The 26,268-nt window shown below is 43.4% G+C and carries 32 protein-coding genes and 1 tRNA gene; 15 read left to right on the forward strand and 18 right to left on the reverse strand.

Translation table 11 applies throughout. The features are described from left to right. Positions 1–140 precede the first annotated feature (140 nt). From WKU26_RS01825 to cmk, 7 genes are all read right to left on the reverse strand, one after another. Entirely contained in the window at positions 141–860 is a 720-nt protein-coding gene (locus WKU26_RS01825) for a GNA1162 family protein (protein ID WP_340320700.1), read from the reverse strand. Continuing rightward, complete coding sequence (locus WKU26_RS01830; RefSeq protein WP_340320701.1) at positions 857–1,219, reverse strand: DUF4810 domain-containing protein; 363 nt, start codon at positions 1,217–1,219, stop codon at positions 857–859. The genes WKU26_RS01825 and WKU26_RS01830 overlap by 4 nt, the downstream gene beginning before the upstream one ends. A gap of 13 nt (positions 1,220–1,232) precedes the next feature. Then, a complete protein-coding gene (locus tag WKU26_RS01835) occupies positions 1,233–1,574 on the reverse strand; it encodes a hypothetical protein (protein ID WP_340320702.1) in 342 nt (113 codons plus the stop codon). 36 nt (positions 1,575–1,610) lie between these two features. Further along, on the reverse strand, positions 1,611–2,486 hold the full coding sequence (locus tag WKU26_RS01840; RefSeq protein ID WP_340320703.1) for a CsgG/HfaB family protein: 876 nt from the start codon (positions 2,484–2,486) through the stop codon (positions 1,611–1,613). Between the two features lie 348 nt (positions 2,487–2,834). Next, entirely contained in the window at positions 2,835–3,815 is a 981-nt protein-coding gene (pfkA, locus tag WKU26_RS01845) for a 6-phosphofructokinase (RefSeq protein ID WP_340320704.1), read from the reverse strand. 78 nt (positions 3,816–3,893) lie between these two features. After that, positions 3,894–4,757, reverse strand: coding sequence for a 4-hydroxy-3-methylbut-2-enyl diphosphate reductase (locus WKU26_RS01850; RefSeq protein WP_340320705.1), 864 nt, complete (start codon positions 4,755–4,757; stop codon positions 3,894–3,896). Next, on the reverse strand, positions 4,750–5,442 hold the full coding sequence (gene cmk, locus WKU26_RS01855; RefSeq protein ID WP_340320706.1) for a (d)CMP kinase: 693 nt from the start codon (positions 5,440–5,442) through the stop codon (positions 4,750–4,752). The genes WKU26_RS01850 and cmk overlap by 8 nt, the downstream gene beginning before the upstream one ends. 263 nt (positions 5,443–5,705) lie before the next feature. On the opposite strand from cmk, the gene WKU26_RS01860 reads away from it, so the two are divergent. From WKU26_RS01860 to WKU26_RS01895, 8 genes are all read left to right on the forward strand, one after another. After that, positions 5,706–6,392 carry an energy transducer TonB gene (locus WKU26_RS01860; RefSeq protein ID WP_340320707.1) on the forward strand — a complete coding sequence of 229 codons (687 nt, stop codon included), beginning with the start codon at positions 5,706–5,708 and terminating at the stop codon, positions 6,390–6,392. A gap of 109 nt (positions 6,393–6,501) precedes the next feature. Further along, positions 6,502–7,458, forward strand: coding sequence for a polyprenyl synthetase family protein (locus tag WKU26_RS01865; protein WP_445323203.1), 957 nt, complete (start codon positions 6,502–6,504; stop codon positions 7,456–7,458). Between the two features lie 4 nt (positions 7,459–7,462). Then, positions 7,463–8,251 carry a TatD family hydrolase gene (locus WKU26_RS01870; RefSeq protein ID WP_340320709.1) on the forward strand — a complete coding sequence of 263 codons (789 nt, stop codon included), beginning with the start codon at positions 7,463–7,465 and terminating at the stop codon, positions 8,249–8,251. Between the two features lie 158 nt (positions 8,252–8,409). Continuing rightward, a tRNA-Ser gene (locus WKU26_RS01875) sits at positions 8,410–8,497 on the forward strand. Between the two features lie 72 nt (positions 8,498–8,569). Then, positions 8,570–9,370, forward strand: a complete 801-nt coding sequence (locus tag WKU26_RS01880) for a MotA/TolQ/ExbB proton channel family protein (protein WP_178266006.1) — start codon at positions 8,570–8,572, stop codon at positions 9,368–9,370. A gap of 8 nt (positions 9,371–9,378) precedes the next feature. Continuing rightward, positions 9,379–9,843: a hypothetical protein gene (locus WKU26_RS01885; protein WP_340320710.1), complete on the forward strand. Its 465-nt coding sequence runs from the start codon at positions 9,379–9,381 to the stop codon at positions 9,841–9,843. 41 nt (positions 9,844–9,884) lie between these two features. After that, positions 9,885–10,475 (forward strand): ExbD/TolR family protein, encoded by a 591-nt coding sequence (locus tag WKU26_RS01890; protein WP_340320711.1) that lies wholly within the window; start codon positions 9,885–9,887, stop codon positions 10,473–10,475. A 2-nt stretch (positions 10,476–10,477) separates the two neighbouring features. Continuing rightward, positions 10,478–10,942 (forward strand): ExbD/TolR family protein, encoded by a 465-nt coding sequence (locus WKU26_RS01895; protein WP_007563361.1) that lies wholly within the window; start codon positions 10,478–10,480, stop codon positions 10,940–10,942. A 237-nt stretch (positions 10,943–11,179) separates the two neighbouring features. Here WKU26_RS01895 and WKU26_RS01900 read toward each other — a convergent pair whose 3' ends face one another. Together WKU26_RS01900 and WKU26_RS01905 are read right to left on the reverse strand one after the other, a co-directional pair. Beyond that, on the reverse strand, positions 11,180–11,722 hold the full coding sequence (locus WKU26_RS01900) for a GNAT family N-acetyltransferase (protein ID WP_269878350.1): 543 nt from the start codon (positions 11,720–11,722) through the stop codon (positions 11,180–11,182). 29 nt (positions 11,723–11,751) lie between these two features. After that, positions 11,752–13,035, reverse strand: coding sequence for a M64 family metallopeptidase (locus tag WKU26_RS01905; protein WP_340320712.1), 1,284 nt, complete (start codon positions 13,033–13,035; stop codon positions 11,752–11,754). A 136-nt stretch (positions 13,036–13,171) separates the two neighbouring features. On the opposite strand from WKU26_RS01905, the gene WKU26_RS01910 reads away from it, so the two are divergent. Next, positions 13,172–13,648 (forward strand): Lrp/AsnC family transcriptional regulator, encoded by a 477-nt coding sequence (locus tag WKU26_RS01910; RefSeq protein ID WP_178266000.1) that lies wholly within the window; start codon positions 13,172–13,174, stop codon positions 13,646–13,648. Here the strand turns inward: WKU26_RS01910 and WKU26_RS01915 are convergent. Then, the gene (locus WKU26_RS01915; RefSeq protein WP_178265999.1) at positions 13,645–14,142 is read right to left on the reverse strand and encodes a dihydrofolate reductase; all 498 of its coding nucleotides are present in this window, start codon (positions 14,140–14,142) and stop codon (positions 13,645–13,647) included. The genes WKU26_RS01910 and WKU26_RS01915 overlap by 4 nt on opposite strands. Before the next feature lie 171 nt (positions 14,143–14,313). Further along, positions 14,314–15,108 carry a thymidylate synthase gene (locus tag WKU26_RS01920; RefSeq protein WP_178265998.1) on the reverse strand — a complete coding sequence of 265 codons (795 nt, stop codon included), beginning with the start codon at positions 15,106–15,108 and terminating at the stop codon, positions 14,314–14,316. Positions 15,109–15,219: 111 nt separating this feature from the next. On the opposite strand from WKU26_RS01920, the gene WKU26_RS01925 reads away from it, so the two are divergent. Both WKU26_RS01925 and WKU26_RS01930 read left to right on the forward strand, forming a co-directional pair. Beyond that, positions 15,220–16,623 (forward strand): methyltransferase RsmF C-terminal domain-like protein, encoded by a 1,404-nt coding sequence (locus tag WKU26_RS01925; RefSeq protein ID WP_340320713.1) that lies wholly within the window; start codon positions 15,220–15,222, stop codon positions 16,621–16,623. A 19-nt stretch (positions 16,624–16,642) separates the two neighbouring features. Further along, entirely contained in the window at positions 16,643–16,801 is a 159-nt protein-coding gene (locus WKU26_RS01930) for a YqaE/Pmp3 family membrane protein (protein ID WP_178265996.1), read from the forward strand. Between the two features lie 137 nt (positions 16,802–16,938). Here the strand turns inward: WKU26_RS01930 and WKU26_RS01935 are convergent, their stop codons facing one another. Further along, on the reverse strand, positions 16,939–17,535 hold the full coding sequence (locus WKU26_RS01935) for a DUF4923 family protein (RefSeq protein ID WP_340320714.1): 597 nt from the start codon (positions 17,533–17,535) through the stop codon (positions 16,939–16,941). A 125-nt stretch (positions 17,536–17,660) separates the two neighbouring features. Next, positions 17,661–18,317, reverse strand: a complete 657-nt coding sequence (locus WKU26_RS01940) for a lipocalin-like domain-containing protein (protein ID WP_340320715.1) — start codon at positions 18,315–18,317, stop codon at positions 17,661–17,663. A 385-nt stretch (positions 18,318–18,702) separates the two neighbouring features. Here WKU26_RS01940 and WKU26_RS01945 point away from each other — a divergent pair, with 385 nt between their 5' ends. Next, on the forward strand, positions 18,703–19,455 hold the full coding sequence (locus WKU26_RS01945; protein WP_340320716.1) for a NigD1/NigD2 family lipoprotein: 753 nt from the start codon (positions 18,703–18,705) through the stop codon (positions 19,453–19,455). Between the two features lie 123 nt (positions 19,456–19,578). Here WKU26_RS01945 and WKU26_RS01950 read toward each other — a convergent pair whose 3' ends face one another. Together WKU26_RS01950 and pyrH are read right to left on the reverse strand one after the other, a co-directional pair. After that, positions 19,579–21,627 carry a DNA topoisomerase 3 gene (locus WKU26_RS01950; protein WP_340320717.1) on the reverse strand — a complete coding sequence of 683 codons (2,049 nt, stop codon included), beginning with the start codon at positions 21,625–21,627 and terminating at the stop codon, positions 19,579–19,581. A gap of 158 nt (positions 21,628–21,785) precedes the next feature. Then, positions 21,786–22,496, reverse strand: a complete 711-nt coding sequence (gene pyrH, locus WKU26_RS01955; protein ID WP_340320718.1) for a UMP kinase — start codon at positions 22,494–22,496, stop codon at positions 21,786–21,788. Between the two features lie 271 nt (positions 22,497–22,767). On the opposite strand from pyrH, the gene WKU26_RS01960 reads away from it, so the two are divergent. Genes WKU26_RS01960 through WKU26_RS01970 form a run of 3 tightly spaced genes read left to right on the forward strand, consistent with a single transcriptional unit; the run spans position 22,768 to position 23,896 of the window. After that, positions 22,768–23,262: a CD225/dispanin family protein gene (locus tag WKU26_RS01960; RefSeq protein WP_178265986.1), complete on the forward strand. Its 495-nt coding sequence runs from the start codon at positions 22,768–22,770 to the stop codon at positions 23,260–23,262. Further along, a complete protein-coding gene (locus tag WKU26_RS01965; protein ID WP_338158149.1) occupies positions 23,259–23,528 on the forward strand; it encodes a CD225/dispanin family protein in 270 nt (89 codons plus the stop codon). The genes WKU26_RS01960 and WKU26_RS01965 overlap by 4 nt, the downstream gene beginning before the upstream one ends. Beyond that, positions 23,525–23,896 (forward strand): DUF2752 domain-containing protein, encoded by a 372-nt coding sequence (locus WKU26_RS01970; RefSeq protein ID WP_178265984.1) that lies wholly within the window; start codon positions 23,525–23,527, stop codon positions 23,894–23,896. The genes WKU26_RS01965 and WKU26_RS01970 overlap by 4 nt, the downstream gene beginning before the upstream one ends. A gap of 1 nt (position 23,897) precedes the next feature. Here WKU26_RS01970 and WKU26_RS01975 read toward each other — a convergent pair whose 3' ends face one another. The 3 genes from WKU26_RS01975 to WKU26_RS01985 are packed head-to-tail and all read right to left on the reverse strand — an operon-like array spanning position 23,898 to position 26,267. Continuing rightward, positions 23,898–25,190: an MATE family efflux transporter gene (locus WKU26_RS01975; RefSeq protein WP_340320719.1), complete on the reverse strand. Its 1,293-nt coding sequence runs from the start codon at positions 25,188–25,190 to the stop codon at positions 23,898–23,900. Continuing rightward, on the reverse strand, positions 25,187–25,924 hold the full coding sequence (locus WKU26_RS01980) for a biotin--[acetyl-CoA-carboxylase] ligase (RefSeq protein ID WP_269878332.1): 738 nt from the start codon (positions 25,922–25,924) through the stop codon (positions 25,187–25,189). Before WKU26_RS01980 ends, WKU26_RS01975 begins: the two co-directional genes overlap by 4 nt. Further along, positions 25,911–26,267 (reverse strand): MmcQ/YjbR family DNA-binding protein, encoded by a 357-nt coding sequence (locus WKU26_RS01985; RefSeq protein ID WP_340320720.1) that lies wholly within the window; start codon positions 26,265–26,267, stop codon positions 25,911–25,913. The genes WKU26_RS01980 and WKU26_RS01985 overlap by 14 nt, the downstream gene beginning before the upstream one ends. Between the last annotated feature and the right edge of the window lies 1 nt (position 26,268).

The raw sequence follows: 26,268 nt of genomic DNA on the forward strand, positions 1-26,268 counted from the left end.
TACAATTAATGCACCATATTTGAGGTATTACGAATTTTCCGGGTTCAAGGGAGCTGGATTTGAAAAGAAATTGAAGCCGTCTCAAGATAAATAGTTTCTTGAGACGGCTTCAATTCTGTGATATGAAAACAGAGATAGCTCTATTTTACAGTCGCTTTTACGTTTTTCTTTCCCGCAGGGTTGTTTTGGTCTTTTTCGTAGAGCGGAGAATATTTTCCGGCCGGCATATCAGAAAGAACAAAAGCATTGCATTTGCGTCCGGCTATAACCTTGTCTGTGGCTGCTGTATTAATTGCTGTAGCCACCAGGTCGACGAGGAGACCTAGTCCACCAGCTCCGCTACTTATGCTGGTATCGACCGTAATATCTCCTTCTCTATTGTATAAGGTTTCTCCGGTTTTAGTTGAACGGAGGATGTATTCGATTTTTACCTTAAGCATTCCCCCTATATTTACTCTTTCCCAGTTTTTTACAACTGTGAACATAACAGCGTCGGCTCCTAATACATTTCTGAATGCTGTAAGATCTTTTTCCAGAAACAGTTCTGCATCGTATGCGCTTTCCTGCTGAAACATCTCCATTGTCAGATAGGGAGAGTACACATAGTATCCTTTTTCACTCAGAGGCATGTACAGGGTAGTATAGAAGAAATCTTTCGCTTCTGCATGCGTAGTCTGGTTGATAGGTGGCATGATGGCTATGGTAAGCGGTTTCTCTTCGTACATTTTGGGATATTGCTGACTGAGTGTAGTGGGGGTAGTACATGATGTAAATAGAGCAGCCATCGTTGCCAGCAAATAGATGGGGAGCATCCGTCGGAGTAATAATTGGCGAAGGATATGTTGAATTGTTTTTTTCATTTTTCCAATTGTTTAATGATTCTAGAAATATATACCTCCGATTCTGGATAAAGTTTTATCTCTTCTTTCAGAAAGCGGATTCCCTCTTCTTTTTTTCCTGTTTTATATAGCATATATCCGTATTCTGCATACATACCTGGAGGTACTGTAGCCCGGATGCCGTTTTGTTTTTGAATCATATTCTGATACTCTTCCAATACTTTGACTTTCAGCTCTTCGGTATGCTTTTTATTGTATTGATAAGTTATATCTTCATAGTCATGCCAGGAATATAGGTTTTGAGTAGTCGTACAAGACGAGATGAGAAAAAGGAGAGAAGCAATAGCTACTGAAGAAGGCAATAAAGTGTTGATTTTCATAATCACAGTAGTTTTATGGTAAGATAATCTGTTTTACTTCCTGAGTAGAAATAAAAATTTTCTTATTGTATAGGGTTTTGCCTTCATAAGAGACTTTAATGTGGCGTGCTCCTGTTTTTACTCCATATTGAGTTCCTTTTCGTTTTGATTTCTTTTCTTTGACGACTTGTACCGAGAATGGTTTCTGATTGTCTAAACTGACAGTCACTTTTTTTCCTGCATAGGTATTAGGGCTGACAAACAAAAGATAAGCAATATCTTCTTTACCACTCTGTTGGGCTACCGGAGCTTTACATCCTGCAAAAAAAGCAGGGAAAATGGCTGCAAAAGCTATGATTTTTAAAAACTTCTTCATAGATGTTTATATTGGGTTTAGAAATGGGGATATTGTTTATTTTGATTCTTCAATAATATAGTTTCCCATATTGTTGGCATTGATTTCTGTGGTGCCACTCACTTCTACAAAAGAGTACTCGGTTTCCGGAGTATCTCCTCCGGTGGAAATAACCTTCACTTCTCCTATTTTCTTTCCGGGAAGTGTAATGATAATACCGGTTTGAGGATTTTTTACTTTCTTCCCTTTAGTCTTGATAGCGAATGTCATTCCTTCTTTAATACCTTGACTGTGTCCTCCAGCTATCAGTATGGCATCCGGTTCGTAAGCCAGGAAGTAGGTCTTCCACGGTGCATTAGTACATTTATTAATAATGTTTTCTACCAATTGTCCGATAGCTTCTGAGATGGCTTTGTCGCTCAGTGTAGCATCGAAAGATGCTTGTCCACCCAGTCCCATGGTCGTTTTGGTTGTAAGTTCCGCTGCCCCTTTGGCTTCATCGGAGTAGATGATTAATCCTGTAGAAACATCTACTAGACGAATTGCTACTGCAGCTTCTACAGTCTGAGTTTTTTCCGAAGAGAACACTCTGTTTTTACCGGTATTTTTCCGGCCGTATTCAGTGATTGAACCGATAATCATATAGTCTGCTCCTAAAGTCGCAACCGCATTGTCACTTTTGTTGCTTTCTTCCAGAAGTGTTTCCAAATCACTTCTTTCCAACAGTAGAAATTTTCCCGAAGCGGCTAGTTTAGATGACAGGATATCGAGAGCCTGCTTTCCCATAGGATCATTTTCTCTGTCGTAGAAAATTCCTTTGGCGTATTGTGTTTCGTTGGAGAAGCGCCCGATGGCTACTTTTCTTTTCAGTGTCATGCCTTCTTCCTGGTCTTGTGAGAGGGGCTCTACAATTTCTGTAGTTCTTTGTGCCATAATGCTACAAGAATAGACTAATAAACAGATAGTTAGAATGCTTTTAAGTGTTGTCATAGGGGAAATTTTTATTAAAAACTTATATTCTTCATGTATGAATATTTCGAATTTATTATTTTTTTTTGGAATTTGGAACTTATTCCTGCATTTTTTTTATCAAAAGTAGATTATGCTGACAAAAAGAGTGATAGTAAGAGATATAAATTTAATTAATGTAAAATATGAGAATACTTGGATGGAAATGTGTATTTCACGAAATGGAGATAAGATTTACTTGAAGATATAGGAACAAAAACTGCTATTGTGCAGAATACACAATAGCAGTTTATAGGGATTAAAATTGAATTTTTAGATTGACAATTCGCGCAATACATTAACCAGTTCGCGGTCGATAGGCTTGTCGTTCTTGATAGCCTTGGTAAACGGAACATATACGATCTGGTCGTTTTCAATACCGATCATTACGTTACGCTGTCCTTCCATCAAAGCTTCAATACTTGCTACACCCATACGGCTGGCAATGATACGGTCGTGTGCAGTAGGACGTCCGCCGCGCTGCAAGTGTCCGAGAATGGTTACACGTACATCGTATTGTGGATATTCGTTCTTTACACGTTCTGCGTAGTGCATGGCACCACCGGTGATTTCACTTTCTGCTACCAATACGATAGAACTGCTCTTCGATTTGCGGAAACCGTTCTTGATGAATTCTTCCAACTGGTCGACTTCTGTGTTGAATTCCGGGATAATGGCTGCTTCTGCTCCTGATGCAATGGCACCGTTCAAGGCCAGGAAGCCGGCATCGCGTCCCATTACTTCAACGAAGAACAGACGCTCGTGAGAAGTGGCTGTATCACGAATCTTGTCGACTGCATCAAGGATTGTATTCAAAGCGGTATCGTAACCGATGGTAGTATCTGTACCATACAAGTCGTTGTCGATGGTACCCGGAAGTCCGATACACGGTACATCGAATTCCTGTGCCAAAAGGCGCGCTCCGGTGAGTGATCCGTCACCACCGATTACTACCAGCGCATCGATTCCTTCGCGCTGCATGGTTTCGTAAGCGACCTTACGTCCTTCGGGAGTTTTGAATTCCTGACAACGTGCTGTTTTCAGGATGGTACCTCCCAACTGTATAATGTTACTTACATTTTGTGTTTGAAACTCTTGAATTTCTCCTGTAATCAAACCTTTGTAACCTCGATAAATACCTTTTACCTTTAATCCGTTGTAGATTGCAGAACGTGTCACGGCACGTATCGCTGCATTCATACCGGGAGCATCACCTCCCGATGTAAGGATACCAATACATTTAATTGTTCCCATAAGTTAACTATAAGTTTAATTCTATGACGCAAATTTACTAAAAATATAAAAGAATAAAACAAAAAAGAATATTTTGTTTTACTCTTTCATTATCACGTTTTTGCACGCTTCCATCAGCCATTTTGGGGTAGAGGTTGCCCCGCAGATACCGATGGATTGTGTGTCTTTTAATAAGTCTTTATTTATCTCTTCCGGCTGGTCGATCTGGTAACTGTTGGGGTTGACTTTTTTGCATTCCTGAAAAAGAATCTTCCCATTTGAACTTTTATGCCCGCAGACAAAGAATACCAGGTCGTGTGCAGACGCGAACTTCTGGATATTAGGCATGCGGTTGGCTACCTGACGGCAGATTGTATCGTAATATTCGAATGTGGCAGACGGGGAGATATGCTCCTTGATATAGGCTACAATCTGGCGGAATTCATCCAGCGATTTTGTGGTTTGCGAATAAAGACGGATGTCTTTGGAGAAGTCGAGCGATTTGACTTCATCCAGTTTCTCGATGACAATGGCTTTCCCACAAGTCTGCCCTACCAGTCCCAAGACTTCGGCATGTCCGTTTTTACCATAGATAACAATCTGTTTTTCCCGGTCGGAAGGGGTTGTGTCGTATTCCTGCTTGATGCGTTTTTGCAGACGCAGTACTACAGGGCAGGTTGCATCGATAATTTCGATATGGTTTTCGCGGGCTATTTCGTAAGTACGTGGAGGCTCTCCATGAGCGCGGAGCAAGACCTTGGCATTTTTCAGAAGTGCAAACTCTTCGTGATTGATGGTGATGAGTCCCATCTGTTTCAGGCGTTCGCACTCCTGGCCGTTGTGTACGATGTCGCCCAGGCAATAGAGTTTTTCTCCTTTGGCCAATTCTTCTTCCGCTTTCTGGATGGCGGCTGTTACCCCGAAGCAGAATCCGGAACCCTGATCTATTTCTACTTTACGCATGGGTGGCTTTAAGAAATTGAGTTTTTAACCATTCTTTCTGTTCCTGGATAGTCAGCTGGCTGTTGTCGAGAAGAATCGCATCCTCTGCCTGACGGAGTGGACTGATTGCACGGGTCTGGTCGATACGGTCGCGTTCTTTTACATTATATAATATATCCTCGAAAGAGGCTTCCTGACCTTTTGCCTTCAGCTCATCGTACCGGCGCTGTGCACGGATCTCGGGAGAAGCTGTTACAAAGATTTTCAGTTCAGCCTGTGGAAAGACGGCTGTACCGATATCGCGTCCGTCCATTACAATACCCTTTTCCTTTCCCATTTCCTGTTGCAGGCGAACCAGTGCTTCGCGTACGAATCCCAGTGCGGCTACCGGGCTGACGTGAGAAGAAACTTCCATTGTACGGATACGGTCTTCTACATTGCTTCCGTTAAGGTAGGTCATCGGACGCTGGGTTTCCGGGTTCAGTCGGAAAGAGATATGTATGTCGTTCATGCAGGCTTTCAACTCTTCTTCTTTCACCTGATCTTTTTCATCGAACAGCTGGTGCTCGAGGCAATAAAGTGTTACGGCACGGTACATGGCTCCGCTATCTATATAGATGTAACCAATCTCTTTTGCCAGATCTTTTGCCATGGTGCTTTTTCCGCAAGAGGAAAAGCCATCGATTGCGATAATGATTTTCTTCATACCTTATATTAATATGTTTGAATTCAGGCTTCAAAGATACTCTTTTTTGCGATAGAAAGGGTTGCTTTTTATGTCTTGGATGGTTAAAATACGCTAAGGAACCCTTTTCTGGAAAAGAGAACGGTATGCGATGAATACTACTTTTAATACTTTGGAATGGAAGATGAAACAAAATCTCATTTTTTTTGCTTTCGGATGTGGCAGATTAAAAGATTTATGTTACATTTGCCGAACAGAGATTATTAACCCAATAAAAGTTTTTTATGGAAATTAAAAAATCACCGAAAGCAGACTTGGAAGGTAAAAAGACCACATGGCTGCTGATTGGACTCGTGCTGATATTGGCAGTGATGTTCGTGGCGTTCGAATGGACAGAACGTGACAAACAGGTAGTTACCGATAGTGGCGTCGAAATGCCGATCTTTGAAGAAGAAATGATTCCTATTACAGAACAGGAAGAACCGAAACAGGCACCTCCTCCTCCCGAAGCTCCGAAGGTGGAAGAAGTGTTGCAGATTGCAGAAAATGACGCGGATGTGGAAGAAACAACCATCCAGTCAAGCGAAGAAAACAATCAGGCTGTTGAAATCAAGTATGTAGCTCCTGTTGTTGAAGAAGAAGAACCGGAAGAAGCTGAAATCTTCATGGTTGTAGAAGAAATGCCTGAATTCCCAGGTGGTATGGCAGAATGTTTGAAATTCTTGGGTAAGAACATCAAATATCCGACTATTGCACAGGAAAACGGTGTTCAGGGACGTGTAATCGTTCAGTTCGTCGTAAATCAGGACGGTTCTATCGTTGACCCGGTTGTTGTTCGTAGTGTAGACCCTTACTTGGATAAAGAAGCACTTCGTGTCATCAAAACCATGCCGAAGTGGAAACCAGGTAAGCAGCGTGGTAAAGCTGTACGTGTAAAATATACCGTACCTGTAACATTTAAATTGCAGTAATCTATTTGGTTAGATAACTCTTTAAAAGGCTGCTTTTGCAAAGAGCAGCCTTTTTTGTACCAACTCTCTAAATCTTTCTTTTATGAAGCAGTTAAGCAGTGAACACCTGATGAAGCAGATTCATGCCTATATCGAATCGCTTCCTTATTCCCGTAATCCGAAAGGATTGTATGACCCGATAGAATATGTCTTGTCTTTGGGCGGAAAACGCTTACGCCCTGTATTGATGTTGCTTGCCTATAATTTATATAAGGAAGATGTAGAACGCATTTTTCCGCAGGCTGCAGCAATTGAAACTTACCATAACTTTACGCTTTTGCATGATGATTTGATGGATAATGCAGAAATGCGCCGGGGAAAACCGGTTGTGCATAAAAAATGGAATCCGAATGCGGCTATCCTTTCCGGAGATGCCATGCTGATTCTTTCCTATCAGTTCATGATGCAGGACTGTCCGGCTGAGTATGTAAAAAGTGTGATGGAGGTTTTCGGACAAACAGCACTGGAAGTATGCGAAGGGCAACAGTGGGATATGGAGTTTGAAACACGTACTGATGTGTCGGTAGAAGAATACATCGAAATGATTCGCTTGAAAACTTCAGTATTGTTGGCCGGTGCATTGAAGATAGGAGCTATATTGGGTGGAGCTTCGGAAGAAGATGCTCAGTTGCTTTATGATTTCGGAGTGCGTATGGGACTGGCTTTTCAGTTGCAGGATGATTATTTGGATGTGTATGGAGATCCGGCTGTATTCGGTAAGAAAATAGGAGGAGATATTCTGTGTAACAAGAAAACTTATATGCTGATTACAGCTCTTGAGAAAGCCGATGCACAAACCCGAAGAGAATTGCTTGATTGGATTGCGGCATCAAATTATGTGCCTTCTTCTAAGATTGAAGCTGTGACGGCTATATATAATAAGGTGGGTATCGGAGAAATTTGCCAGCAGAAAATCGATCAGTATTACGAAGAGGCAAAAGCTCTTTTGGAAAAAGTATCGGTAGAAGATGCCTTGAAGCAGAATCTGATGGATTTTGTATTGAAATTGATGAACCGTAAATTGTAAGACTATGGTAAACCTGATTGATACACATACTCACCTCTTCGCTGAAGAATTTGATGAAGATCGTGAATTGGCACTGATTCGTGCAACAGAAGCTGGCGTACTCCGTTTGTTTATGCCTAATATCGATGACACTTCGGTAGAAGCTATGCTGGCGCTTTGCAATACTCACGACGGTTGCTATCCGATGATTGGTTTTCATCCTACTTCTGTAGATGCCGACTGGAAACGCAGACTGGCTGTCGTTGAACAATGGTTGCGCTCGGAGCAGACATTTTATGGTATTGGAGAAGTGGGAATGGACCTGTATTGGGATAAAACTTACCGGAGCGAACAGATGCTGGTACTCGACGAGCAGATACAATGGGCTTTGGAATATGATTTGCCGTTGATCGTACACTGTAGAGAAGCCTATCCGGAATTGTTGGAAGTCTTGAAACCTTATGCCGGAACTTCACTCACCGGTATTTTCCATAGTTTTACTGGTACGGCAGAAGATGCAGCGCAGTTGCTGGCTTACGAAGGATTCATGTTGGGAGTAAACGGTGTGGTGACTTTTAAGAAAAGTACATTGCCCGAAGTCTTGAAGGAAATTCCTCTTGAGCGTATTGTGCTGGAAACGGATTCTCCTTATCTGGCACCGGTGCCTTATAGAGGTAAAAGAAACGAGAGTGCCTATCTGGTAAAGGTGGCAGAGAAGTTGTCTGAAATCTATGAGAGACCTTTGTCCGAAATCGGGCTTACGACTTCCGAAAATGCACTCAAAGTCTTCAAAAAAGCCGAAGGAAGTTTTTAAAGTTTATTAATTTTAGGTGAATCTGTGAACTTTTGTCTTCCGATTGTTATGTAAGACGAAAAAAAAGAATACATTTGTGGCTGAAATCGCTTGCCGTTCGCATTTTTATTTGTAATTTGCGTTCGTTTTTAAGGGAAACCCCTTGGCGAGGCCATAAAGGAGAGGTGCTCGAGTGGTTGAAGAGGCACGCCTGGAAAGCGTGTATACGCCAAAAGCGTATCACGGGTTCGAATCCCGTTCTCTCCGCAAAAAGATTTTAGTGAACAATAAAAACAATTTATAACTATTAATTAATTAATCTTAAAAATTAGACACACAATGAAAAAGTTATTTGCAATTCTTGCAGTGATGGGAGTCCTCTCATTTGGAATGACTCAGACAGCTATGGCTCAGGATTCTACAGCTACAGCAGCTCCGGCACAGACAGAACAGGTTGCAGCAGCGGACGAAGCAGCAGCTCCTGCAGTTGTTGAAGAAGGTGGTATGCACAAAGAGTTAAAAACTAAATTTATTGAAGGTGATGCAAGCTTCATGTCATTGGTAGCTATTGCATTGGTTCTTGGTTTGGCTTTCTGTATCGAACGTATCATTTACTTGAGCTTGGCTGAAGTAGACGTAAAGAAATTGATGGCTAAAATTGAAGCTGCTTTGGAAAAAGGTGACGTAGAAGGTGCTAAAACTGTATGCCGTAACACTCGCGGTCCTGTTGCTTCTATCTGCTATCAGGGTCTGATGAGAATCGACGAAGGTTTGGACGTAGTAGAACGTTCAGTAGTTTCTTACGGTGGTGTTCAGGCAGGTTACCTTGAAAAAGGATGTTCTTGGATCACATTGTTTATCGCGATGGCTCCGTCTTTGGGATTCTTGGGTACTGTAATCGGTATGGTTATGGCGTTCGATAAAATCCAGCAGGCTGGTGATATCTCTCCGACAGTCGTTGCAGGTGGTATGAAAGTTGCGTTGATCACTACTATCTTCGGTTTGGTTGTAGCATTGATTCTTCAGGTATTCTATAACTACATCCTTTCTAAGATTGAAGCTATTACAAGCCAGATGGAAGATTCTTCTATCACATTGCTTGATATGATCATGAAATACAACTTGAAATACAAAAAATAATATAAACAATGGCTAAATTATCATACAAAGTATCTTACTATGTATTCTATGTCTGTGTTGCCTTGATTTTGGTAGTATTGGGCATGTTCTACTTTGTAGGATACAATAATCCGGTGGGCGAATACAACGATCCTAAGAATACTGAAGCTTTGATGTACTTGATGTACGGAATGTTCGCCGTTACAGTTATCGTTACTATAATTGGTGCTATCGCACAATTTGGAGGTGCTTTGAAGGATAATCCGAAAGGGGCTGTCAAATCTCTCTTTGGCTTGATTTTGCTGGTTGTGCTGTTGGTGGTTACATACAATATGGGTTCTACTGAATCTGTTTTGATGGGTGACGGTACAGTTTATTCAAACATAACAATGTTGAAAGTTACTGATATGCTGATTTATTCAACTTATGCACTGTTAATCATTGCGTCTGTAGGTACATTGTTGAATCTTTCAGGTATCCTTAAACAAAGATAAGATTATTCATTGACGTTTAATAGATAAAACAAATAAGTAGAATGGCAAAAGGTAAAAGAGATGTGCCGCAAATTAATGCGACCTCTACAGCTGACATTGCTTTCATGTTGCTTATTTTCTTCCTTATTACAACATCAATGGATACTGACCGAGGTCTGGCAAGACGTTTACCGCCTCCACCAGAAAACAAGGAGCAGCAGAACAATGATATCATTGTAAAGGAACGAAACGTTCTCCAGGTAAAACTGAACAAGGACGACCAGTTGATGGTTGCTGGAGAATGGGCTGATATTAAGCAATTAAGAGATAAAGCAAAAGAATTCATTGCCAATCCGAACGACGATGCGAATTTGCCTGAAAAGCATATGAAGAACTTGCCGTTGTTTGGTAGTGTAATGATTACTGAAAAGCATGTAATTTCTGTACAGAATGACGTGGGTACTAGCTATGAGGCTTACTTGCAAGTTCAGAACGAATTGGTTGCCGCTTACAACGAGTTGCGTAACGAATTGGCGCAGTCTAAATTCGGAAAGAGTTTAGCTGATTGTTCGGAAGCTGAAAAGGATGCAATCACTCAGTACTATCCGCAGAAGATTTCTGAGGCAGAACCTAAAAAATATGGAGGAAGATAATCATGGGAAAATTTAATAAGACAGGTAAGCGTGGCATGCCGGAGTTGAATACTTCTTCTTTGCCTGACCTTATCTTTACCATGTTGTTCTTTTTCATGATCGTAACAACAATGCGTGAAGTTACATTGAAGGTTCAGTTTAAAGTGCCTCAGGCTACAGAATTGGAAAAGCTTGAAAAGAAATCTTTGGTGTCTTTCATTTACATTGGTAAACCGATGCCTGAGTTCCAGAAGAAGATGGGTACTACAGACCGTATCCAGTTGAACGATAAGTTCGCAGAATCTTCAGAAGTTCAGGATTACATTTATCAGGAACGTGAAAACATGAAAGAAGAAGATAAACCATTTATGACTGTTTCCCTGAAAGTTGATGCTAAAACTAAGATGGGTATCGTAACAGAAGTAAAACAGGCTCTTCGTCAGGCTTATGCTTTGAAAATCAACTATTCGGCTACTCAGCGTCAGTAATAGTGTAAGATAAAGCGAATTAGAGAGAATCTGCTGAAAAGTGGATTCTCTCTTTTTTTGTTGTGTACTGATTTATTGCTATATAGAATGAAGCAATTGTATCGTTCTAAGTATTCAATACAAAAGCATCCCCAATAGCCTGTCAAGGTCATTGGGGATGCTTTTGTGTTATCGGAAAATCGGCATTCTGATTGATTCAGAATGTTCTTCGCGCTTTTAGGGAAAAGAGGACTTGGATTACTTTACCCCATATACTTCGCGGTAGATGGTATCGCGTATACTTTCAAACTGATTGTCGATGCTGTCTGTTCCGGCGTACATCAGATAGAGTGGAACTTCTTCTCCTCCTTTACGGTATGAGGGTTGCATATAGTCTTTTTCGCAAAGAGAGAATCCGCAGCGTTTGTAAAATCCGATACGGCGGATAGCCATTTCATCGGTAGGACGTTCCACTTCGAGGATAAAAGTATCCGGATAAAGCTCACGAAGCCGTTGCATAATCTGCTTGCCGTAGCCTTTGTTGCGTAGATTGGGAGAGGTCGCAAGATGTTCTCCATAGTGAAAGCCGTCCAAATCCCATACAGTCATTAACCCGACCAGGATTCTCTTGCCTTCTTCTTCGTCTGTAATCAGGTAGCAGGTAAACTTCGGATTATGATCGGTATAATCTCGCTGCAAGTCATCGTCTCTGCGTTCTGCAAGTGGGAATGATTCGTGTAGCAGTTGTTCGATGAACGGATACTCTTTCTCGTGTGTCTGAATTTTAGTAAGTGTCAGCATGATAATGTCATTAAGTGATAAGGTTATGCTTAATACGTATAAAAATGAATCATCTTTTCAAGTGCCCGTTCACATACCGGACAGAAGCGCGGTGCTTCATTGATTTTCATGCGGCATTCTGTAGTTGGACGGTAGATACCTTTTAAGGTATATCCTCCACCTTCGTACACACCTACTTTACTATACAGAAGCTTTCTGTCTTTTTCCGGTGTGGTAGGGATAGGAGTTCCTTCTGGTACCATATCCTTCCATTTGCTTTCAAAGTCCACTAACGTGGTGATATTAGGTTCCCACGGCTCTATGTCGTACGGATACATCGGACTTGGCTCAGAAGTATAGGCATATTCGTCGCCCAGTCCTCCAAAGCTGTGACCGAACTCGTGTACTACAACCGGTCTGAACATCGGGTGATGAGCCGTGGTCAGCAGGTACGAGTTATAAATGCCTCCTCCTCCATACGTGTCGGTATTGGCCAGAATCACTACATGTTCGTAAGGAATCCCAGCCAGCCAGTTGTGCATGGCTTTTACGCTACGGCTGGTGAGATATCGGTCGGAATAGAATGTATCGAAATGAGAGCTGACTGCTGTAGCTTTCCATTCGTTCTTACGGGGAATACTTACCCCACTGTCTTCCGATTCGCTGGCTACGGCTACCACATTGAAACGGTCTTTCAGTCGTGCAAAAGGTTCGTGAGCGAAAATCGCATCACAGGCAGCCTGTGCATCGCGGTAGAAGAGTTCCATTTCTTCTGCAGTATATCCTTCGGCCAGAATGGCAATGTCGATGCAATCTTTGGCCTCTCCATTTTTCAGCAGGTAACGGTGTGGAGTGACATGCGTACTTCCGCGCTGGTGAATGAGGATATCGTTAGGATTTACCTCATGAGTGAACGATGCAGAAGTGCGATGACGTACATCTTTCAGCTCAATGGTGACAATGGCGGCCTGTTTAGGATAAGGCAGTAGAAACGTATTTTCGAATCCGCGTTTTACACTCTGTGCCTCCTTTTCGCTGATCCATTCCTGAAACAGACTGGAGAATGAAGTACGGTAAATAACTTCTCCGGTAGCCTTGTCTTTCATGGTAATGTTTCCGTTGCCTTCCAAAGGCAGTTCGCTCAGATGCTGACGTCGTCCGGCCCAGTGAGGAAGGGCACACAGTTCATCTAAATAAACTTCTTGTTTTTGTGCATCTCCTGTAAAAAGATAATCGACGCGCAATGTGCGGTCTGTAAAATAAGTATCGAAATCCTGTGCCTGTCCCGGCAGGAGCAGGCTGCTTAAAATAAGCGAGAAAAGTGTTTTCTTCATGAATTACGGTTTTATATTTCTTTTACAAAGATAGAATTATCTGCCAAAAAAGAGGATAATTTGTTACAAAACTTCTGTCCCTTGTAAAAGATATGAAAGAAAACTCTTATCTTTGTATGAATTTAAAAATGAGTAAATGGGACATCATCAGTTAGATCGTTTAGACGAACAAATTTTGCGGCTGATAGCCGATAACGCACGTATTCCTTTTCTGGAAGTTGCACGTGCCTGCAATGTATCGGGAGCTGCAATCCATCAGCGTATTCAGAAGCTGACTAATTTAGGAATCCTGAAGGGTTCTGAATTTGTGATAGATCCTGAAAAAATAGGGTATGAAACATGTGCCTATATCGGACTGTATCTGAAAGATCCTGAGCAGTTTGATACCGTAACGGAAGCCTTGAAGCATATTCCGGAAGTGGTAGAATGTCATTTCACAACCGGTCAGTACGATATGTTTATCAAGATTTACGCAAAAAACAACCATCACTTGCTTGAAATTATTCATGACAAGTTACAGCCGTTAGGGCTTTCACGTTCGGAAACTATCATTTCTTTCCGTGAAGCCATCAAACGTCAGATGCCGATTATAGATTTGGCTGATGAGGATTAACGGTTACCAATCCGTTCGTAATCGATAAAGGTATAGGAGTAGAGATGCTTTTCGTCTTCCGGATGGCATTCTCTACTTTTTTCTTTCCAGAGAGTCGGGTCGATAACAGGAAAGAATGCGTCGGCCGGTTTTTCACTGTCGTTTATTTCTGTCAGATAGAGTGTGTCGGCCAGAGGAAGTGCCTCGGCATACAGACTCGCACCACCAATAATGAATACTTCTTCTTCCTTTGTACAGTGTTTCAGCGCTTCTTCCAGCGATGAAAAATGCTCTGCTCCTTCGAATACAGCAGACTGGTTCCGGCTTAATACGATGTTGCGGCGGTTGGGCAGAGCACCTTTGGGAAGTGATTCAAAGGTTTTACGTCCCATAATGATAGTATGTCCGGTAGTCAGTGCCTTGAAGCGTTTCAAGTCGTTTGGCAACCAGTATAATAACTTATTTTCGAATCCGATACCACGGTTTTTGTTGACTGCTACAATAATGGAAAGCATGTATTTTAAGTTTTTTAGTTTTTAAGTTTTTGAGTTTGTGAGTTCTTGAGTTTGTGAGTTCTTGAGTTTGTGAGTTCTTGAGTTTTTAAGTTTATGAGTTAGAAAGGAGATGGATTGGGTATTTTGGAGTGAACCAACTTAAAAACTCACCAACTTAAAAACTCAAGATTATCATACAGATACTTTTCCGGCAATATGCGGATGAGGGTCGTATCCTTCCAAAGTGAAGTCTTCGTATTTGAAGCTGAAGATATCCTTTACATCCGGATTCAGTATCATGCGTGGCAACGGGCGAGGTTCGCGGGTAAGTTGCAAGTCGACCTGTTCCAGATGATTCAGATATATATGAGCATCGCCCAGCGTATGGATAAAGTCTCCCGCTTTCAGTCCGGTAACCTGTGCCATCATCTGCAGCAGCAAGGCATACGAAGCGATATTGAACGGAACTCCCAGGAAAGAGTCGGCACTACGCTGATACATTTGCAGGCTCAGGCGTCCGTTGGCTACATAAAATTGGAAAAACATGTGGCAAGGCGGAAGATTCATGTTTTTCAGGTCGGCCACGTTCCATGCATTTACAATGATGCGGCGTGAGTCCGGATTATGCTTGATGGTTTCCACTGCTTCCGAAATCTGATCGATGAAACCTCCGTCGTAAGTCGGCCACGAGCGCCACTGATAGCCGTAGATATGTCCCAAATCACCGTTTTCATCTGCCCACTCGTTCCAGATTCGTACTCCGTTTTCCTGCAGATACTTCACATTGGTGTCTCCCTGAAGGAACCAAAGCAGTTCATGGATAATGGATTTGAGGTGAAGCTTCTTGGTAGTGACCAGCGGAAAGCCGTCTTCCAGATTAAATCTCATCTGATAACCGAAGGTACTGATTGTTCCGGTACCTGTACGGTCTTCTTTTTTCACACCTTCCGTACGGATGTGTCTGAGCAGATCTAAATATTGTTTCATTTCGGGATATATACTTTTTATTATAGTGAACAAAGGTAGCTAAAATTCATCAGTTGTTGGCGGTCATTGTGAAATATCTTATTTTTGCAGACAATAAATGTAGTTGTTTGTATGAATCTACCATCCGATTTTATTCGCCGTACCTCCCAACTGATGGGAGAAGAACAGTTCACCTTGTTTTGCGAAGCCTTGCAGCGGGAAACTCCTGTCAGTATCCGTATGAACGAGCGGAAATTTTCACAGATACCTCAAGACGCTCGTCCGGTAGCCTGGAGTTCGGCCGGATATTATCTTTCTGTCCGTCCTACCTTTACTTTCGACCCTCTCTTTCATGCCGGATGCTATTACGTGCAGGAGGCCTCGTCTATGTTTGTAGAGCAGGCTTTGCGGCAGTATGTACATGCTCCTTCGGTGATGCTCGATCTTTGTGCAGCCCCCGGTGGTAAATCTACACTGGCCCGCAGCGTATTGCCCGAAGGAAGTTTGCTGGTAGCCAACGAGGTGATGCGAAACCGTTCTCAGGTATTGGCAGAGAATTTGATAAAATGGGGATATCCCGGAGTGGTGGTGACAAACAACGATCCGGCCGATTTTGCAGAACTGGAGCAGGTATTCGATGTGGTTCTGACTGATGTGCCTTGCTCGGGAGAAGGTATGTTCCGCAAAGACCAGGTGGCTGTAGACGAATGGAGTGTAGACAATGTTACGCTTTGCTGGCAACGTCAGCAGCGTATTCTGCGTGATATCTGGGGATGCTTGAAACCCGGTGGAATTTTGATTTACAGTACCTGTACTTTCAATAGGGAAGAAAACGAAGACAATGTACAGTGGATTGCCGAAGAGTTGGGTGCTGAAATTCTGCCGGTTGAGGTGAAAGAAGACTGGGGCATTACCGGAAATCTCACCGGAGCTGATTTCCCGGTATATCGTTTCCTGCCGCATAAAACCGTAGGTGAGGGACTTTTCCTTGCTGTCTTGCGCAAGCACGGAGAAGCTTCTTCGGAAGAAAATCTTTCTCAGAAACCGAAAAAGAACAAAAAAGGCGATAAGAGGCAGAAGGAAGCTGTATGCCCGAAAGAAGTGAAAGACTGGATAAACGATTCGGACGAATACGAATGGCTGGTAGAAGATAGTCTGGTAAGAGCTTTCCCGAAGACCTATACAGAACTGTACGGACGTTTGAAAAATGCGTTGAAGATTCTGCATGCCGGTGTGGCAATCTGCAGTTTGAAAGGAAAGGATTTCCTTCCCGAACATTCGCTGGCTATGAGTACCGTACGGAAAGAAGGACTCTTTCCCGAAGCTGAACTGAGTTATGAACAGGCAGTGGCTTATTTGCGTAAGGAAGCCGTGACTCTTTCGCCCGAAGTTCCACGAGGCTATGTGCTTCTGACTTACCGCGGAATTCCTTTGGGATTTGCCAAGAATATAGGCAACCGTGCCAACAATCTCTATCCGCAGGAATGGCGTATACGAAGCGGATATTTGCCGGAGAATCTTGTTTTCCCTTTGTAATTACTAAAAAATAAAAACAATGTCACTGATAAGAGTTATTCTTGCTATTATTTTCCCACCTCTTGCCATTATAGACAAGGGATGTGGTTCCGTCTTGATTATTCTGCTTCTTACCCTTTGCGGTTGGGTACCCGGAGTAATTGGAGCACTTGTCATACTGAACGGAAAGAAGCAATAAAAACACATAAAAAACGCGACTTGTATCATCACCCTTCGATACTTGTATCGTATGCTATCGATACAAGTCACGTAAGCCATCGATACAAGTCGCGTTTTTACGTATGTATCCGAAAAGAATTCTTCCGGTATAAAAGATTATTTTTCCAGTTCAAATCCCAGTCTCAGTCCGTCGTATGTACTGATAAGCGAATTGATGCTGGATGCCGTGTCGTTTACTTTCGATACTGCTCCGGTGATGGTCTGCAAGGCAGACATCAGTTTGTCTGTATTGAAAACCAGACTCATGTTGTTTCCTGCTACAGTGACTTGGGCAGTCAGTTTGATACCCAGTTTGGCAGACATGGTAATGGTTTTATCGGTATCATTGAACGTATAAGTGCCGCTTACGGTACGGTTCTTCAACTTATAAGAGTAGCTGCCGTCTTCGTTGAATGTAAACTGGCATCCACTCAGACCTATCTTGTCGTACACAGTCTGCATCTGGTCTTCTACTTTTTTCGAAGCCGCTTCGCCTCCTGCCTTTGCCAGCAAGTCTTCACTCTCAAACTTACATTCCGGTGCTACATAATTCCATGTTCCTACGATAGAAGAAGCTGTTGTAATTTTGTCTCCCACTACCTCTTTAGCTACTCCGGTAAGGATCGATTTCCAATCCTGTGCATAAGTTTTGCCTGAGATACAGCATAAAAGCAATGCGATACAGAAACTTTTTAATAACATTCTTTTTTTCATTTCTTGTATATTTAGTTTGTATTCAATCAGAAAACAAACAAATATACAATGAAAATTGTTTTTTTGTCAAAAAAAATCTGCCAACTTCTTTCTTTTCAAGACAGGAGCAGGATATTTACAGTTGTTTACTTAACTGCCAGTTTCTGAATTTTTTCTACCTGATATACTCCGTCGTATTCTGCAGCAAAACCTTCGTCCGATTTTCCCATGTCCATCACTTCCAGTTCTGCGTATACGGGAGTTCCGTTTTTCACTCCTCCGGTCAGTTCGTCGTATTGGTGTGCAAGTTCTCCTGTCTTGTCAATCACCCAGTAAGTCAGTGAGTCACCTGTAGCCGTAAAAGCCCGTACTTCGTGTGCAATGACCAATTCTCCTTTGACTGTGCGTATCTGTTTGGCTGGAGTAAGTGTAGCGGCCGGTATACTTTCTTTGGTTTGTATTCCTTGAGCACGTGTATAGGTACAGACAACTTCTCCCCGTTTCAGAATCAGGCTGTCGGCAGTCAGCTTTTCGATAGTCAGCGTGTCGGAGAAATCAATTGTAAGATGATTCCCGATACTTTTTCCCGAAAGAATCAGTTGGTTTCCTTCTTTTTTCCATGATTCATATTGCAGGGTTGCCATCTTGATAGAAGACGCTTTTCCATTGGCTTCGAGTGTAAATCCTTGCTGCATATCGGGCATACCCGGTACCGATTCTACCCATGAACCTTCAATAGATACCTGTTCGCTGCAGGCAGGTAATAATAAGAGTGCGGAAAGAAGAAATAAGTAATTTTTCATAATCGGTTAAATTTAAAAAGTTTAAGAAAGAATATCCAAAGATAGATATTCTCTCTCAAACTTTTCTACATTAGATACGATGGAAAAAGTATTTAAACAAATTATGTTACATAGTTTTCGTGTTGTTCTTTCTTTCGGGTGTTAAAGGTGAATTACTTGCTTTTGTCCCATTGTCTGTTTTATTTATAAAATGCAAGGTTTTGCATGTGACTGCTTGGCAATATTGTTAATTAATGTTTTTTATCCGGCAGAAGATTGTATGGCACTTTCCTGATGGATGTATATCTTATTGATATTTAACATTTAAAGATGCAGACATTTCTGTATACTTTCATTTTAGGAGTGAAGAACAGAAGATAAGTTTAACTCTTAAAAGAATAATGTGATGAAAGTATATTCGCTATTGCAGAAAGGATTGATGGCCGTGCTGGTGGTGGCCGGAGCTATGGGAATACAGTCGTGTCAGGACGATGACGACAATAGATATTACGTCAGAGTGCCCAATGCACTTGTAACGGCAAAAACAGATGCCGATGAGACTTTTTTCCTGCAGTTGGACGAGGAAACTACCTTGTTGCCTGTAAACATGGCTTCCTCTCCTTACGACGGAAAGGAAGTACGTGCGCTGGTAAATTATGAGGAGGTAGACCAGGCAAGCGGGAAATATACCAAGGCGGTGCAGATAAACTGGATAGACAGTATTCTGACCAAACCGATTGCTGCCGACTTGGGTGAGGAGAACGACGAGGTTTATGGTAACGACCCGGTAGAAATAGTAAACGACTGGGTAACGATAGCAGAAGACGGTTATCTGACCTTGCGCTTCCGTACACGTTGGGGAAATTCTTCCCAGCCGCATTATGTCAACCTGCTCCGTACCAATAATCCGGACAATCAGTATGAAGTTGAGTTCAGACACAATGCCTACGGAGATACTTATGGGATGATAGGTGATGCGCTGGTTGCCTTCAAACTGGACGGACTGCCCGATACGAACGGAGAAACCGTGAAACTGAAATTGAAATGGAATTCTTTCTCCGGAGAAAAATCTGCTGAATTTGATTATTGTACCCGAAAAGAAGTGAATCCGAACCCCGAAGCACTGACTTCGATGAGAAGTACCTTTAAGGTAAAATAACCTCGGATTGACACGACTGATGGTGTGAGCTCACGGTATTAGTATCGTGGGCTCACGCTATTAATACCGTTGGCCTTCGATACTAATAGCGTAAATCCACATTTCAGGATTGATTTGTGTTGATTACGCATCGAAGCTTTTTCGGAATGTGCATCCGTTTTTCCACTCCGAGCAGCCATAAGCCGTTTTTCCTTTCAGTATCGTACCTTTTCCACACAGCGGACACACTGTACCTACAATGGCATCGCCTTCGGGGAGGGTAGGAGCTGTTTCGGCTTTTGTCTTTTTGGTAGTAGAGCGAGTACGTTTCGGTTTAGGCTCTTCGCCGCTGCTTTCCTTTTTCCGGCTGCTTGTCTTTTTGGGAGCCTCTTTCGGTTCCTCCGGCATCACTGTAATCCGTCGGTTGGTATTGTCGCTCAATACACTGTTTACTATCTCCGTCACCATCTGTTTCAGTTCGGCCAGGAATGTACCGGCATCGTAGCTGCGTCGTTCTATTTCGCGCAGTTTCTTTTCCCAAAGACCGGTCAGCTCTGCCGATTTCAGCAACTCTTCGTGAATCAGCTGAATCAGTTCTACTCCGGTAGGTGTGGCTACCAGATTCTTCCGTTCCTTCCGTATGTAGTGCCGCTTGAACAAGGTTTCGATGATGGCTGCACGTGTAGAAGGACGTCCGATACCGTTTTCCTTCAGTGCATCACGCAGTTCGTCATTGTCTACCAGTTTTCCGGCTGTTTCCATGGCTCTCAGCAGAGTGGCTTCGGTATAAGGTTTGGGTGGCTGAGTCCATTTTTCGTTCAAATCGGGGACGTGCGGACCACTTTCGCCTACTGTAAACAGCGGCAATACGCGTTCTTCGTCTCCTTCTTTCGGCTCTTCCTGCTGTTCCTTGTTGAAAATCACGCGCCATCCCGGTTCTACAATCTGCTTTCCCGTCACCTTAAACTCCACCTTTTCCACTTCTCCCAGTACGGTGGTCGTAGAAAATTTACAGTCGGGATAAAACACCGCAATAAAACGGCGTGCAATGAGGTCGAACACCCGTTTTTCCATATCGGTCAACCCTTGAGGCTGCACACCGGTAGGAATGATGGCATGGTGGTCGGTTACCTTCGAATTGTCGAATACCTTCTTCGATTTCAACAGCTTTTTCCCTGCAAGCGGTACGGTATATGCTGCATAATCCTTCAGACCTGCCAGAATATTCGGACACTTGGGATAGATGTCGTCGCTGAGGAAGGTAGTATCTACGCGCGGGTAGGTAGCCACTTTCTTCTCGTAGAGCGACTGGATAAGTTGCAGCGTCATGTCGGCCGAATAACTGAATTTCTTGTTGCATTCTACCTGAAGCGAAGTCAGGTCGAACAGACGCGGAGGTGCTTCCGTACCTTTCTTTGCCGATACATCCGTTACGGTAAAGTCGGAGTGGCGTACGGTTTCCAGAAACTTTTCTCCCTCTTCTTTCGAGGTAAACTTACCTTTGGTCGCACTGAACGTGGTTTCACGATATACTGTTTTCAGTTCCCAGTAAGGTTCGGGTTTGAAATTTTCTATTTCCTGCTGACGTTTCACAATCAGTGCCAGTGTAGGAGTCTGCACACGTCCGATAGACAGAACCTGCTTGTTCTGTCCGTATTTCAGTGTATACAGGCGGGTGGCGTTCATTCCCAGCGTCCAGTCGCCGATGGCACGGCTCAGTCCGGCTTCGTACAGCGGCTGAAATTCAGCCTGATCCTTCAGGTTGGCAAACCCTTCCCGGATTGCCTCTTCCGTCAGCGAAGAAATCCACAGGCGCTTGACGGGGCACTTGGCTCCCGCTTTCTGCATCACCCAGCGTTGTATCAGCTCTCCCTCTTGTCCGGCATCCCCGCAGTTGATGATTTCATCTGCATGCTGCATCAGTCCTTCGATGATGCGGAACTGTTTTTCGATACCCGGATCATTAATCAGTTTGATGCCGAAACGTGGCGGAATCATAGGCAGACTTCCCAGGCTCCACGACTTCCATGAAGGGGTATATTCGTGGGGCTCTTTCAGTGTACACAGATGGCCGAATGTCCAGGTCACCTGGTATCCGTTTCCTTCTATGTATCCTTCTTTCCGGTTTCTGGCGCCGAGCACTTCGGCGATATCGCGTGCCACACTGGGCTTTTCGGCTATGCAAACTATCATGTACGGGTTCTGATGTAATTAAGCAAGTTTAGAATGAGGGTAAAGCAATAAGAGAAAAGTAGGAGTTGAAGCCTCACTGTAACAAAGTATCCGCTTTAACTCCTATCTTGTATATTTTAAGACAGACCGTCTTTCTTTTCTTTTTTCGGAAGAAAGAATCAGTTATGTACCAGCGTACCGATGTTTTCGCCAGACATTACTTTCTTCAGGTTTCCTACTGTATCCATATCGAATACGATAATCGGCAGGTTGTTTTCCTTACACATGCAAGTTGCAGTCAGGTCCATTACTTTCAAGCCGCGAGCCAGCACTTCATCGTAAGTGATTTCGTCGAATTTGGTAGCAGTCGGATCTTTTTCAGGGTCGGCAGTATAGATACCGTCTACACGTGTACCTTTCAGCATAACGTCGGCTTCGATTTCGATGCCGCGCAAAGAAGAGCCTGTATCGGTGGTAAAGAACGGATTTCCTGTACCGGCAGACATGACGACTACTTCACCGTTTTCCATGGCTTCGATGGCTTTCCATTTGGTATAGAATTCTCCGATAGGTTCCATACGGATGGCAGTCAGCACACGTGCTTTTACACCGGCAGCTACCAGTGCAGAGCTCAGTCCCAAACTGTTGATTACTGTAGCCAGCATACCCATCTGGTCTCCTTTCACACGGTCGAAGCCTTTGCCGGCTCCACTCAGTCCGCGGAAAATGTTTCCTCCACCGATTACGATACCAATCTGTACTCCCATTTCGTGTATCTCTTTAATCTGCTGGGCATATTCTCCCAGACGCTTTTCGTCGATACCGTATTTTTTCTCACCCATAAGGCTTTCGCCGCTGAGTTTTAACAGAATGCGTTTAAATCTTGCCATAAGAATTAAGTTTTAGTTATTGAGTTTGTAAGTAGAGGTTTCCATTCGGAGCGCTTCTTACTTGCAGGCAAAGGTAAGAAATTTAGCAGTCTTTTCGGGGTACTGTGTAAAATAAAATTCGTTATTGAGGGATTCTTTCCGGATTGGGACAATGGAATGTTACAAAGCAAGCCATTTTATAAGGGCTGAAAACTGTTAAATCTGTTAAATTGTTGAATTTCTGTCGTCTATTTGCTACTTTTGTGAAAACTATGTTAAAAACACTTGCTATATGCATTACTATTTATTGGTAGAAGGTCTGAAGAAAGGGCCTATACCGTTGGAAGAATTAAAAGAAAACGGACTAAGTGCAGAAACCTTGGTTTGGAGAGAAGGATTGACGGAATGGGTAAAAGCTTCCGAACTGGAAGAACTGTCGGAGGTTTTGGCTAGTATTCCACCTTGTCCGCCTTCATCCTCTCAACCAGAAGAAAATGTGAAACAGCCGGAATGTCCCAAAACCTGGCTTCCCGAATCCATTATATCCACGTGTTTATGCTGTCTTCCTTTGGGAATTGTAGCCATTGTCTATGCTGCAAAGGTTGATTCTGCTTATTTGCAGGGAAACTACGAACAGGCTTTGCAGTACTCCAAACTGGCACGCAACTGGACGCTGGCAGCAGCGGGAAGTGCTTTGCTGATAGCTGTGCTGTATGTGATTTTTATTTTTATGATGATTCTTTTGGGAAAATCAAGTTTCGATAACTCTTTAATGATAAGCGTATGAATGAACAAGTTTGCCCTAAAACTTGGATGGTAGAATCTATCCTTGTTACATTGTTTTGCTGCCTGCCTTTCGGTATTGCAGGTATTGTGTATGCCAGTAAGGTAAGTTCTTTGTTTGCTGCAGGCAATTATGAAGCAGCTCTTCAGGCAAGTAATGATGCCGGTAAATGGACTAAAATAGGTTTTATTGTAGGACTTGTAGTAGGGGTAATCTATCTGATTATCAATATATCTTATGTTTTAATCTACCTCGATTCACTGAAATGAGCCGTACGGTAAAATACATTGGGGGAATTGTGCTGATTGGAATGCTTGCTGTGTATGCTCTTTTAGATCCGGCTCGGTCGGCATTATTCCCCAAATGTCCTTTTTATGTGCTTACCTCACTGAAATGTCCGGGATGTGGTTCGCAGCGTGCCCTTCATGCTTTACTCCACGGAGATGTTTCCGGAGCCTTTTCTTATAATGCGCTGCTGGTAGTGTCGGTTCCTCTTGTCTTGTTGTTGCTTTATGCCGAACTGCTTCGCAAAAAGAATCCTCGTCTGTATTTCACACTTCATAAGCCTGGGTTTATCCTTTCCTTGGCCGGACTGATTGTACTGTGGTGGATTTTTCGGAATATCTTTTCCTGGTGACTTAAATCTTATTCCGTAGCAGATAGCCCTGCATCAGTCCTCTTACTGCCAGATACACAAGGAAGGCCATCCACAACGCATGATTGCCCCACGAACCGGAGCATAGAAAGTAAACTCCGAAAAACAGGGCGGAGGCAGTAGCCATCGACTTCAGCATGATGTGTGTAGAGGTGGTACCGATACAGACTCCGTCGAGAATAAAGGCGGAGAATCCACAGAAAGGAATGGCTACAGTCCACAATAAATAAGTCCCGGAGGCTGCAATGACCTCTGTATTGTTGGTAAGCAGTTGCAGAAAATTCTGTCCTCCCCACAGGTAGGTCAGGGTAAAAAGCAGTGCCATTGCGCTTCCCCATCCAAACAAATTCCGCACCGTCTGATGCAGGCGGATTTTATCGTTACTACCCGTATATTTTCCACTCAATGCTTCTCCAGCATATGCAAATCCGTCCATGATGTAGGAAAAGAGTGTAAACAACTGCATCAGCAGCGTGTTGACAGCCAGTACTACATCACCATAAGTGGCACCGGTAGAAGTAAAAAATACTGTAACCGCTACCAGGCAGAGTGTACGCAGAAAGATATCGCGGTTCACCAGGAAAAAACGTTTCATGGCATTCTGTTCAAACAGTTGCATGCGCTGCACCTGTTGCCGGAACGGATGGTAGTGTGAAATACAGAGCAGATAAGCCATGATTACTCCGGCATATTGTGCAATGAGTGTACCCAAAGCTACTCCTTCTACTTTCATGTGCAGTACGAATACAAAAAACAGGCTGGCCGCAATGTTTACAATGTTTTGGGTAATGGCAATGTACATGGGGTAGCGGGAATTCTGCATACCGATAAACCAGCCGGTAAAACTATACAGTCCCAGTGTAGCAGGAGCTCCCCAGATGCAGATATGAAAATAGCGGGTAGCCAGTTCCTGTACTTCGGGACTGGCATCTATCAGCATAAAGGCGATGAGGCGGATGGGATACTGGAGTACGAGGAGGGCCAGTGCCAACAGCAGGCTGACGCTGAGTGAGCGCAGCAGAATACGGGTACTCTCCTGTGTGTTGTGCTGTCCGTAGGCTTGTGCCGTAAGTCCTCCGGTACCCATACGGAGAAAACCGAATATCCAGTAAATCATGTTAAACAGCATACCTCCTACGGCAATGGCACCAATATAGGAAGCAGAACCTAAGTGACCGACAATGGTGACATCGACCAGTCCTAACAGTGGAACGGTGATGTTTGAAATGATAGACGGGATGGCTATGTGTAAAATCTGTCTGTTGATTGGGCTCATAAAACGTAGGATACTTCTTTAAACATGTATTCGCGTAACTTTCCTTGTTCGTCCTGCAAAATCAGTTTCCCGATAGGGTCGATAGCGTGTATGCGTGCCTTGAATGTACCTGTTGCATCCTGGTACATATAGAAACCGTCCCGGCGGTATAAGACTTCGAAGTAACGGCTGGCAATTGTTTCGTATTCTCCTTTCCGGAGCAGGTCGTAATAATAGGCAATACGTTCCATCATCTGATGAAGTATCTCTTCCCGGTCGTAATGCTTCCCTGTGATCTGAAACAGCGAAACCGGATTGGGGGCATCACTCATAAACGTCTGCTGGTTAAGGTTTACTCCCGTTCCGGAAATGGAACGGCTGATGTGCATACCGGTCAGATCGTTTTCTATCAAAGTGCCGCAAATCTTTTTATCTTTCCAGTAAATGTCGTTCGGCCATTTGATGGTGATGGAGTCCGTGTAGCGTGACAAGACTTCCTGTAGTCCCAAAGCAGTGACTTGCGACAGAAGGAACTGTCGGCGTACTTCCAGAAAATCGGGAAACACCACAAAACTGAACAACAGGTTGGCCCCCTGTTCCGATTCCCAGCTATTGCCCCTTTGTCCCCGTCCGGCCGTTTGAAAATCGCTCCATACGTTAGTCAGGTCGGCAGGTTGTGTATCCCGACACAGCTCGCTCAGATAACTGTTGGTCGATACGGTTTCTTGCAGATGGATAGGTTCAGGGTAGTTCATGATAAGCCTCCTTTTGTTTACGGGTGAATTTTTTGATTACTTCTTCGTACGAGTGGTCTATCAGTTCCAGAATCAGAGATTCCGGTACATCACTCATCAGGTGTATCTGGTTCCAGTATTTCTTGTTGAAATGCCACGCACCCTCTATGCCGTTGTACCGGTCGCGCAGTTCTATGGCATAATCAGGGTTACACTTTACAGTCAGCTTGTCCGGATGATCTAAATCGATTACGGCAAACATGCGGTCCATCACTCTAAAGACCAGTGTCGTTTCGTCGAAGGGAAATCCTTCGCTCGCAGCTTTCTTTTTCAGACAATAAGTTCGGATTGTTTCTATATCCATA

The organism is Phocaeicola sp. HCN-40430 (assembly GCF_037890285.1).
Lineage (GTDB): Bacteria > Bacteroidota > Bacteroidia > Bacteroidales > Bacteroidaceae > Phocaeicola > Phocaeicola acetigenes.

What these genes read in the sequence shown, in the direction of transcription:
- WKU26_RS01825 (WP_340320700.1), bottom strand. Translation starts at nt 860, where the DNA reads ATGAAAAAAACAATTCAACATATCCTTCGCCAATTATTACTCCGACGG.
- WKU26_RS01830 (WP_340320701.1), bottom strand. Translation starts at nt 1,219, where the DNA reads ATGAAAATCAACACTTTATTGCCTTCTTCAGTAGCTATTGCTTCTCTC.
- WKU26_RS01835 (WP_340320702.1), bottom strand. Translation starts at nt 1,574, where the DNA reads ATGAAGAAGTTTTTAAAAATCATAGCTTTTGCAGCCATTTTCCCTGCT.
- WKU26_RS01840 (WP_340320703.1), bottom strand. Translation starts at nt 2,486, where the DNA reads ATGGCACAAAGAACTACAGAAATTGTAGAGCCCCTCTCACAAGACCAG.
- pfkA (WP_340320704.1), bottom strand. Translation starts at nt 3,815, where the DNA reads ATGGGAACAATTAAATGTATTGGTATCCTTACATCGGGAGGTGATGCT.
- WKU26_RS01850 (WP_340320705.1), bottom strand. Translation starts at nt 4,757, where the DNA reads ATGCGTAAAGTAGAAATAGATCAGGGTTCCGGATTCTGCTTCGGGGTA.
- cmk (WP_340320706.1), bottom strand. Translation starts at nt 5,442, where the DNA reads ATGAAGAAAATCATTATCGCAATCGATGGCTTTTCCTCTTGCGGAAAA.
- WKU26_RS01860 (WP_340320707.1), top strand. Translation starts at nt 5,706, where the DNA reads ATGGAAATTAAAAAATCACCGAAAGCAGACTTGGAAGGTAAAAAGACC.
- WKU26_RS01865 (WP_445323203.1), top strand. Translation starts at nt 6,502, where the DNA reads ATGAAGCAGATTCATGCCTATATCGAATCGCTTCCTTATTCCCGTAAT.
- WKU26_RS01870 (WP_340320709.1), top strand. Translation starts at nt 7,463, where the DNA reads ATGGTAAACCTGATTGATACACATACTCACCTCTTCGCTGAAGAATTT.
- WKU26_RS01880 (WP_178266006.1), top strand. Translation starts at nt 8,570, where the DNA reads ATGAAAAAGTTATTTGCAATTCTTGCAGTGATGGGAGTCCTCTCATTT.
- WKU26_RS01885 (WP_340320710.1), top strand. Translation starts at nt 9,379, where the DNA reads ATGGCTAAATTATCATACAAAGTATCTTACTATGTATTCTATGTCTGT.
- WKU26_RS01890 (WP_340320711.1), top strand. Translation starts at nt 9,885, where the DNA reads ATGGCAAAAGGTAAAAGAGATGTGCCGCAAATTAATGCGACCTCTACA.
- WKU26_RS01895 (WP_007563361.1), top strand. Translation starts at nt 10,478, where the DNA reads ATGGGAAAATTTAATAAGACAGGTAAGCGTGGCATGCCGGAGTTGAAT.
- WKU26_RS01900 (WP_269878350.1), bottom strand. Translation starts at nt 11,722, where the DNA reads ATGCTGACACTTACTAAAATTCAGACACACGAGAAAGAGTATCCGTTC.
- WKU26_RS01905 (WP_340320712.1), bottom strand. Translation starts at nt 13,035, where the DNA reads ATGAAGAAAACACTTTTCTCGCTTATTTTAAGCAGCCTGCTCCTGCCG.
- WKU26_RS01910 (WP_178266000.1), top strand. Translation starts at nt 13,172, where the DNA reads ATGGGACATCATCAGTTAGATCGTTTAGACGAACAAATTTTGCGGCTG.
- WKU26_RS01915 (WP_178265999.1), bottom strand. Translation starts at nt 14,142, where the DNA reads ATGCTTTCCATTATTGTAGCAGTCAACAAAAACCGTGGTATCGGATTC.
- WKU26_RS01920 (WP_178265998.1), bottom strand. Translation starts at nt 15,108, where the DNA reads ATGAAACAATATTTAGATCTGCTCAGACACATCCGTACGGAAGGTGTG.
- WKU26_RS01925 (WP_340320713.1), top strand. Translation starts at nt 15,220, where the DNA reads ATGAATCTACCATCCGATTTTATTCGCCGTACCTCCCAACTGATGGGA.
- WKU26_RS01930 (WP_178265996.1), top strand. Translation starts at nt 16,643, where the DNA reads ATGTCACTGATAAGAGTTATTCTTGCTATTATTTTCCCACCTCTTGCC.
- WKU26_RS01935 (WP_340320714.1), bottom strand. Translation starts at nt 17,535, where the DNA reads ATGAAAAAAAGAATGTTATTAAAAAGTTTCTGTATCGCATTGCTTTTA.
- WKU26_RS01940 (WP_340320715.1), bottom strand. Translation starts at nt 18,317, where the DNA reads ATGAAAAATTACTTATTTCTTCTTTCCGCACTCTTATTATTACCTGCC.
- WKU26_RS01945 (WP_340320716.1), top strand. Translation starts at nt 18,703, where the DNA reads ATGAAAGTATATTCGCTATTGCAGAAAGGATTGATGGCCGTGCTGGTG.
- WKU26_RS01950 (WP_340320717.1), bottom strand. Translation starts at nt 21,627, where the DNA reads ATGATAGTTTGCATAGCCGAAAAGCCCAGTGTGGCACGCGATATCGCC.
- pyrH (WP_340320718.1), bottom strand. Translation starts at nt 22,496, where the DNA reads ATGGCAAGATTTAAACGCATTCTGTTAAAACTCAGCGGCGAAAGCCTT.
- WKU26_RS01960 (WP_178265986.1), top strand. Translation starts at nt 22,768, where the DNA reads ATGCATTACTATTTATTGGTAGAAGGTCTGAAGAAAGGGCCTATACCG.
- WKU26_RS01965 (WP_338158149.1), top strand. Translation starts at nt 23,259, where the DNA reads ATGAATGAACAAGTTTGCCCTAAAACTTGGATGGTAGAATCTATCCTT.
- WKU26_RS01970 (WP_178265984.1), top strand. Translation starts at nt 23,525, where the DNA reads ATGAGCCGTACGGTAAAATACATTGGGGGAATTGTGCTGATTGGAATG.
- WKU26_RS01975 (WP_340320719.1), bottom strand. Translation starts at nt 25,190, where the DNA reads ATGAGCCCAATCAACAGACAGATTTTACACATAGCCATCCCGTCTATC.
- WKU26_RS01980 (WP_269878332.1), bottom strand. Translation starts at nt 25,924, where the DNA reads ATGAACTACCCTGAACCTATCCATCTGCAAGAAACCGTATCGACCAAC.
- WKU26_RS01985 (WP_340320720.1), bottom strand. Translation starts at nt 26,267, where the DNA reads ATGGATATAGAAACAATCCGAACTTATTGTCTGAAAAAGAAAGCTGCG.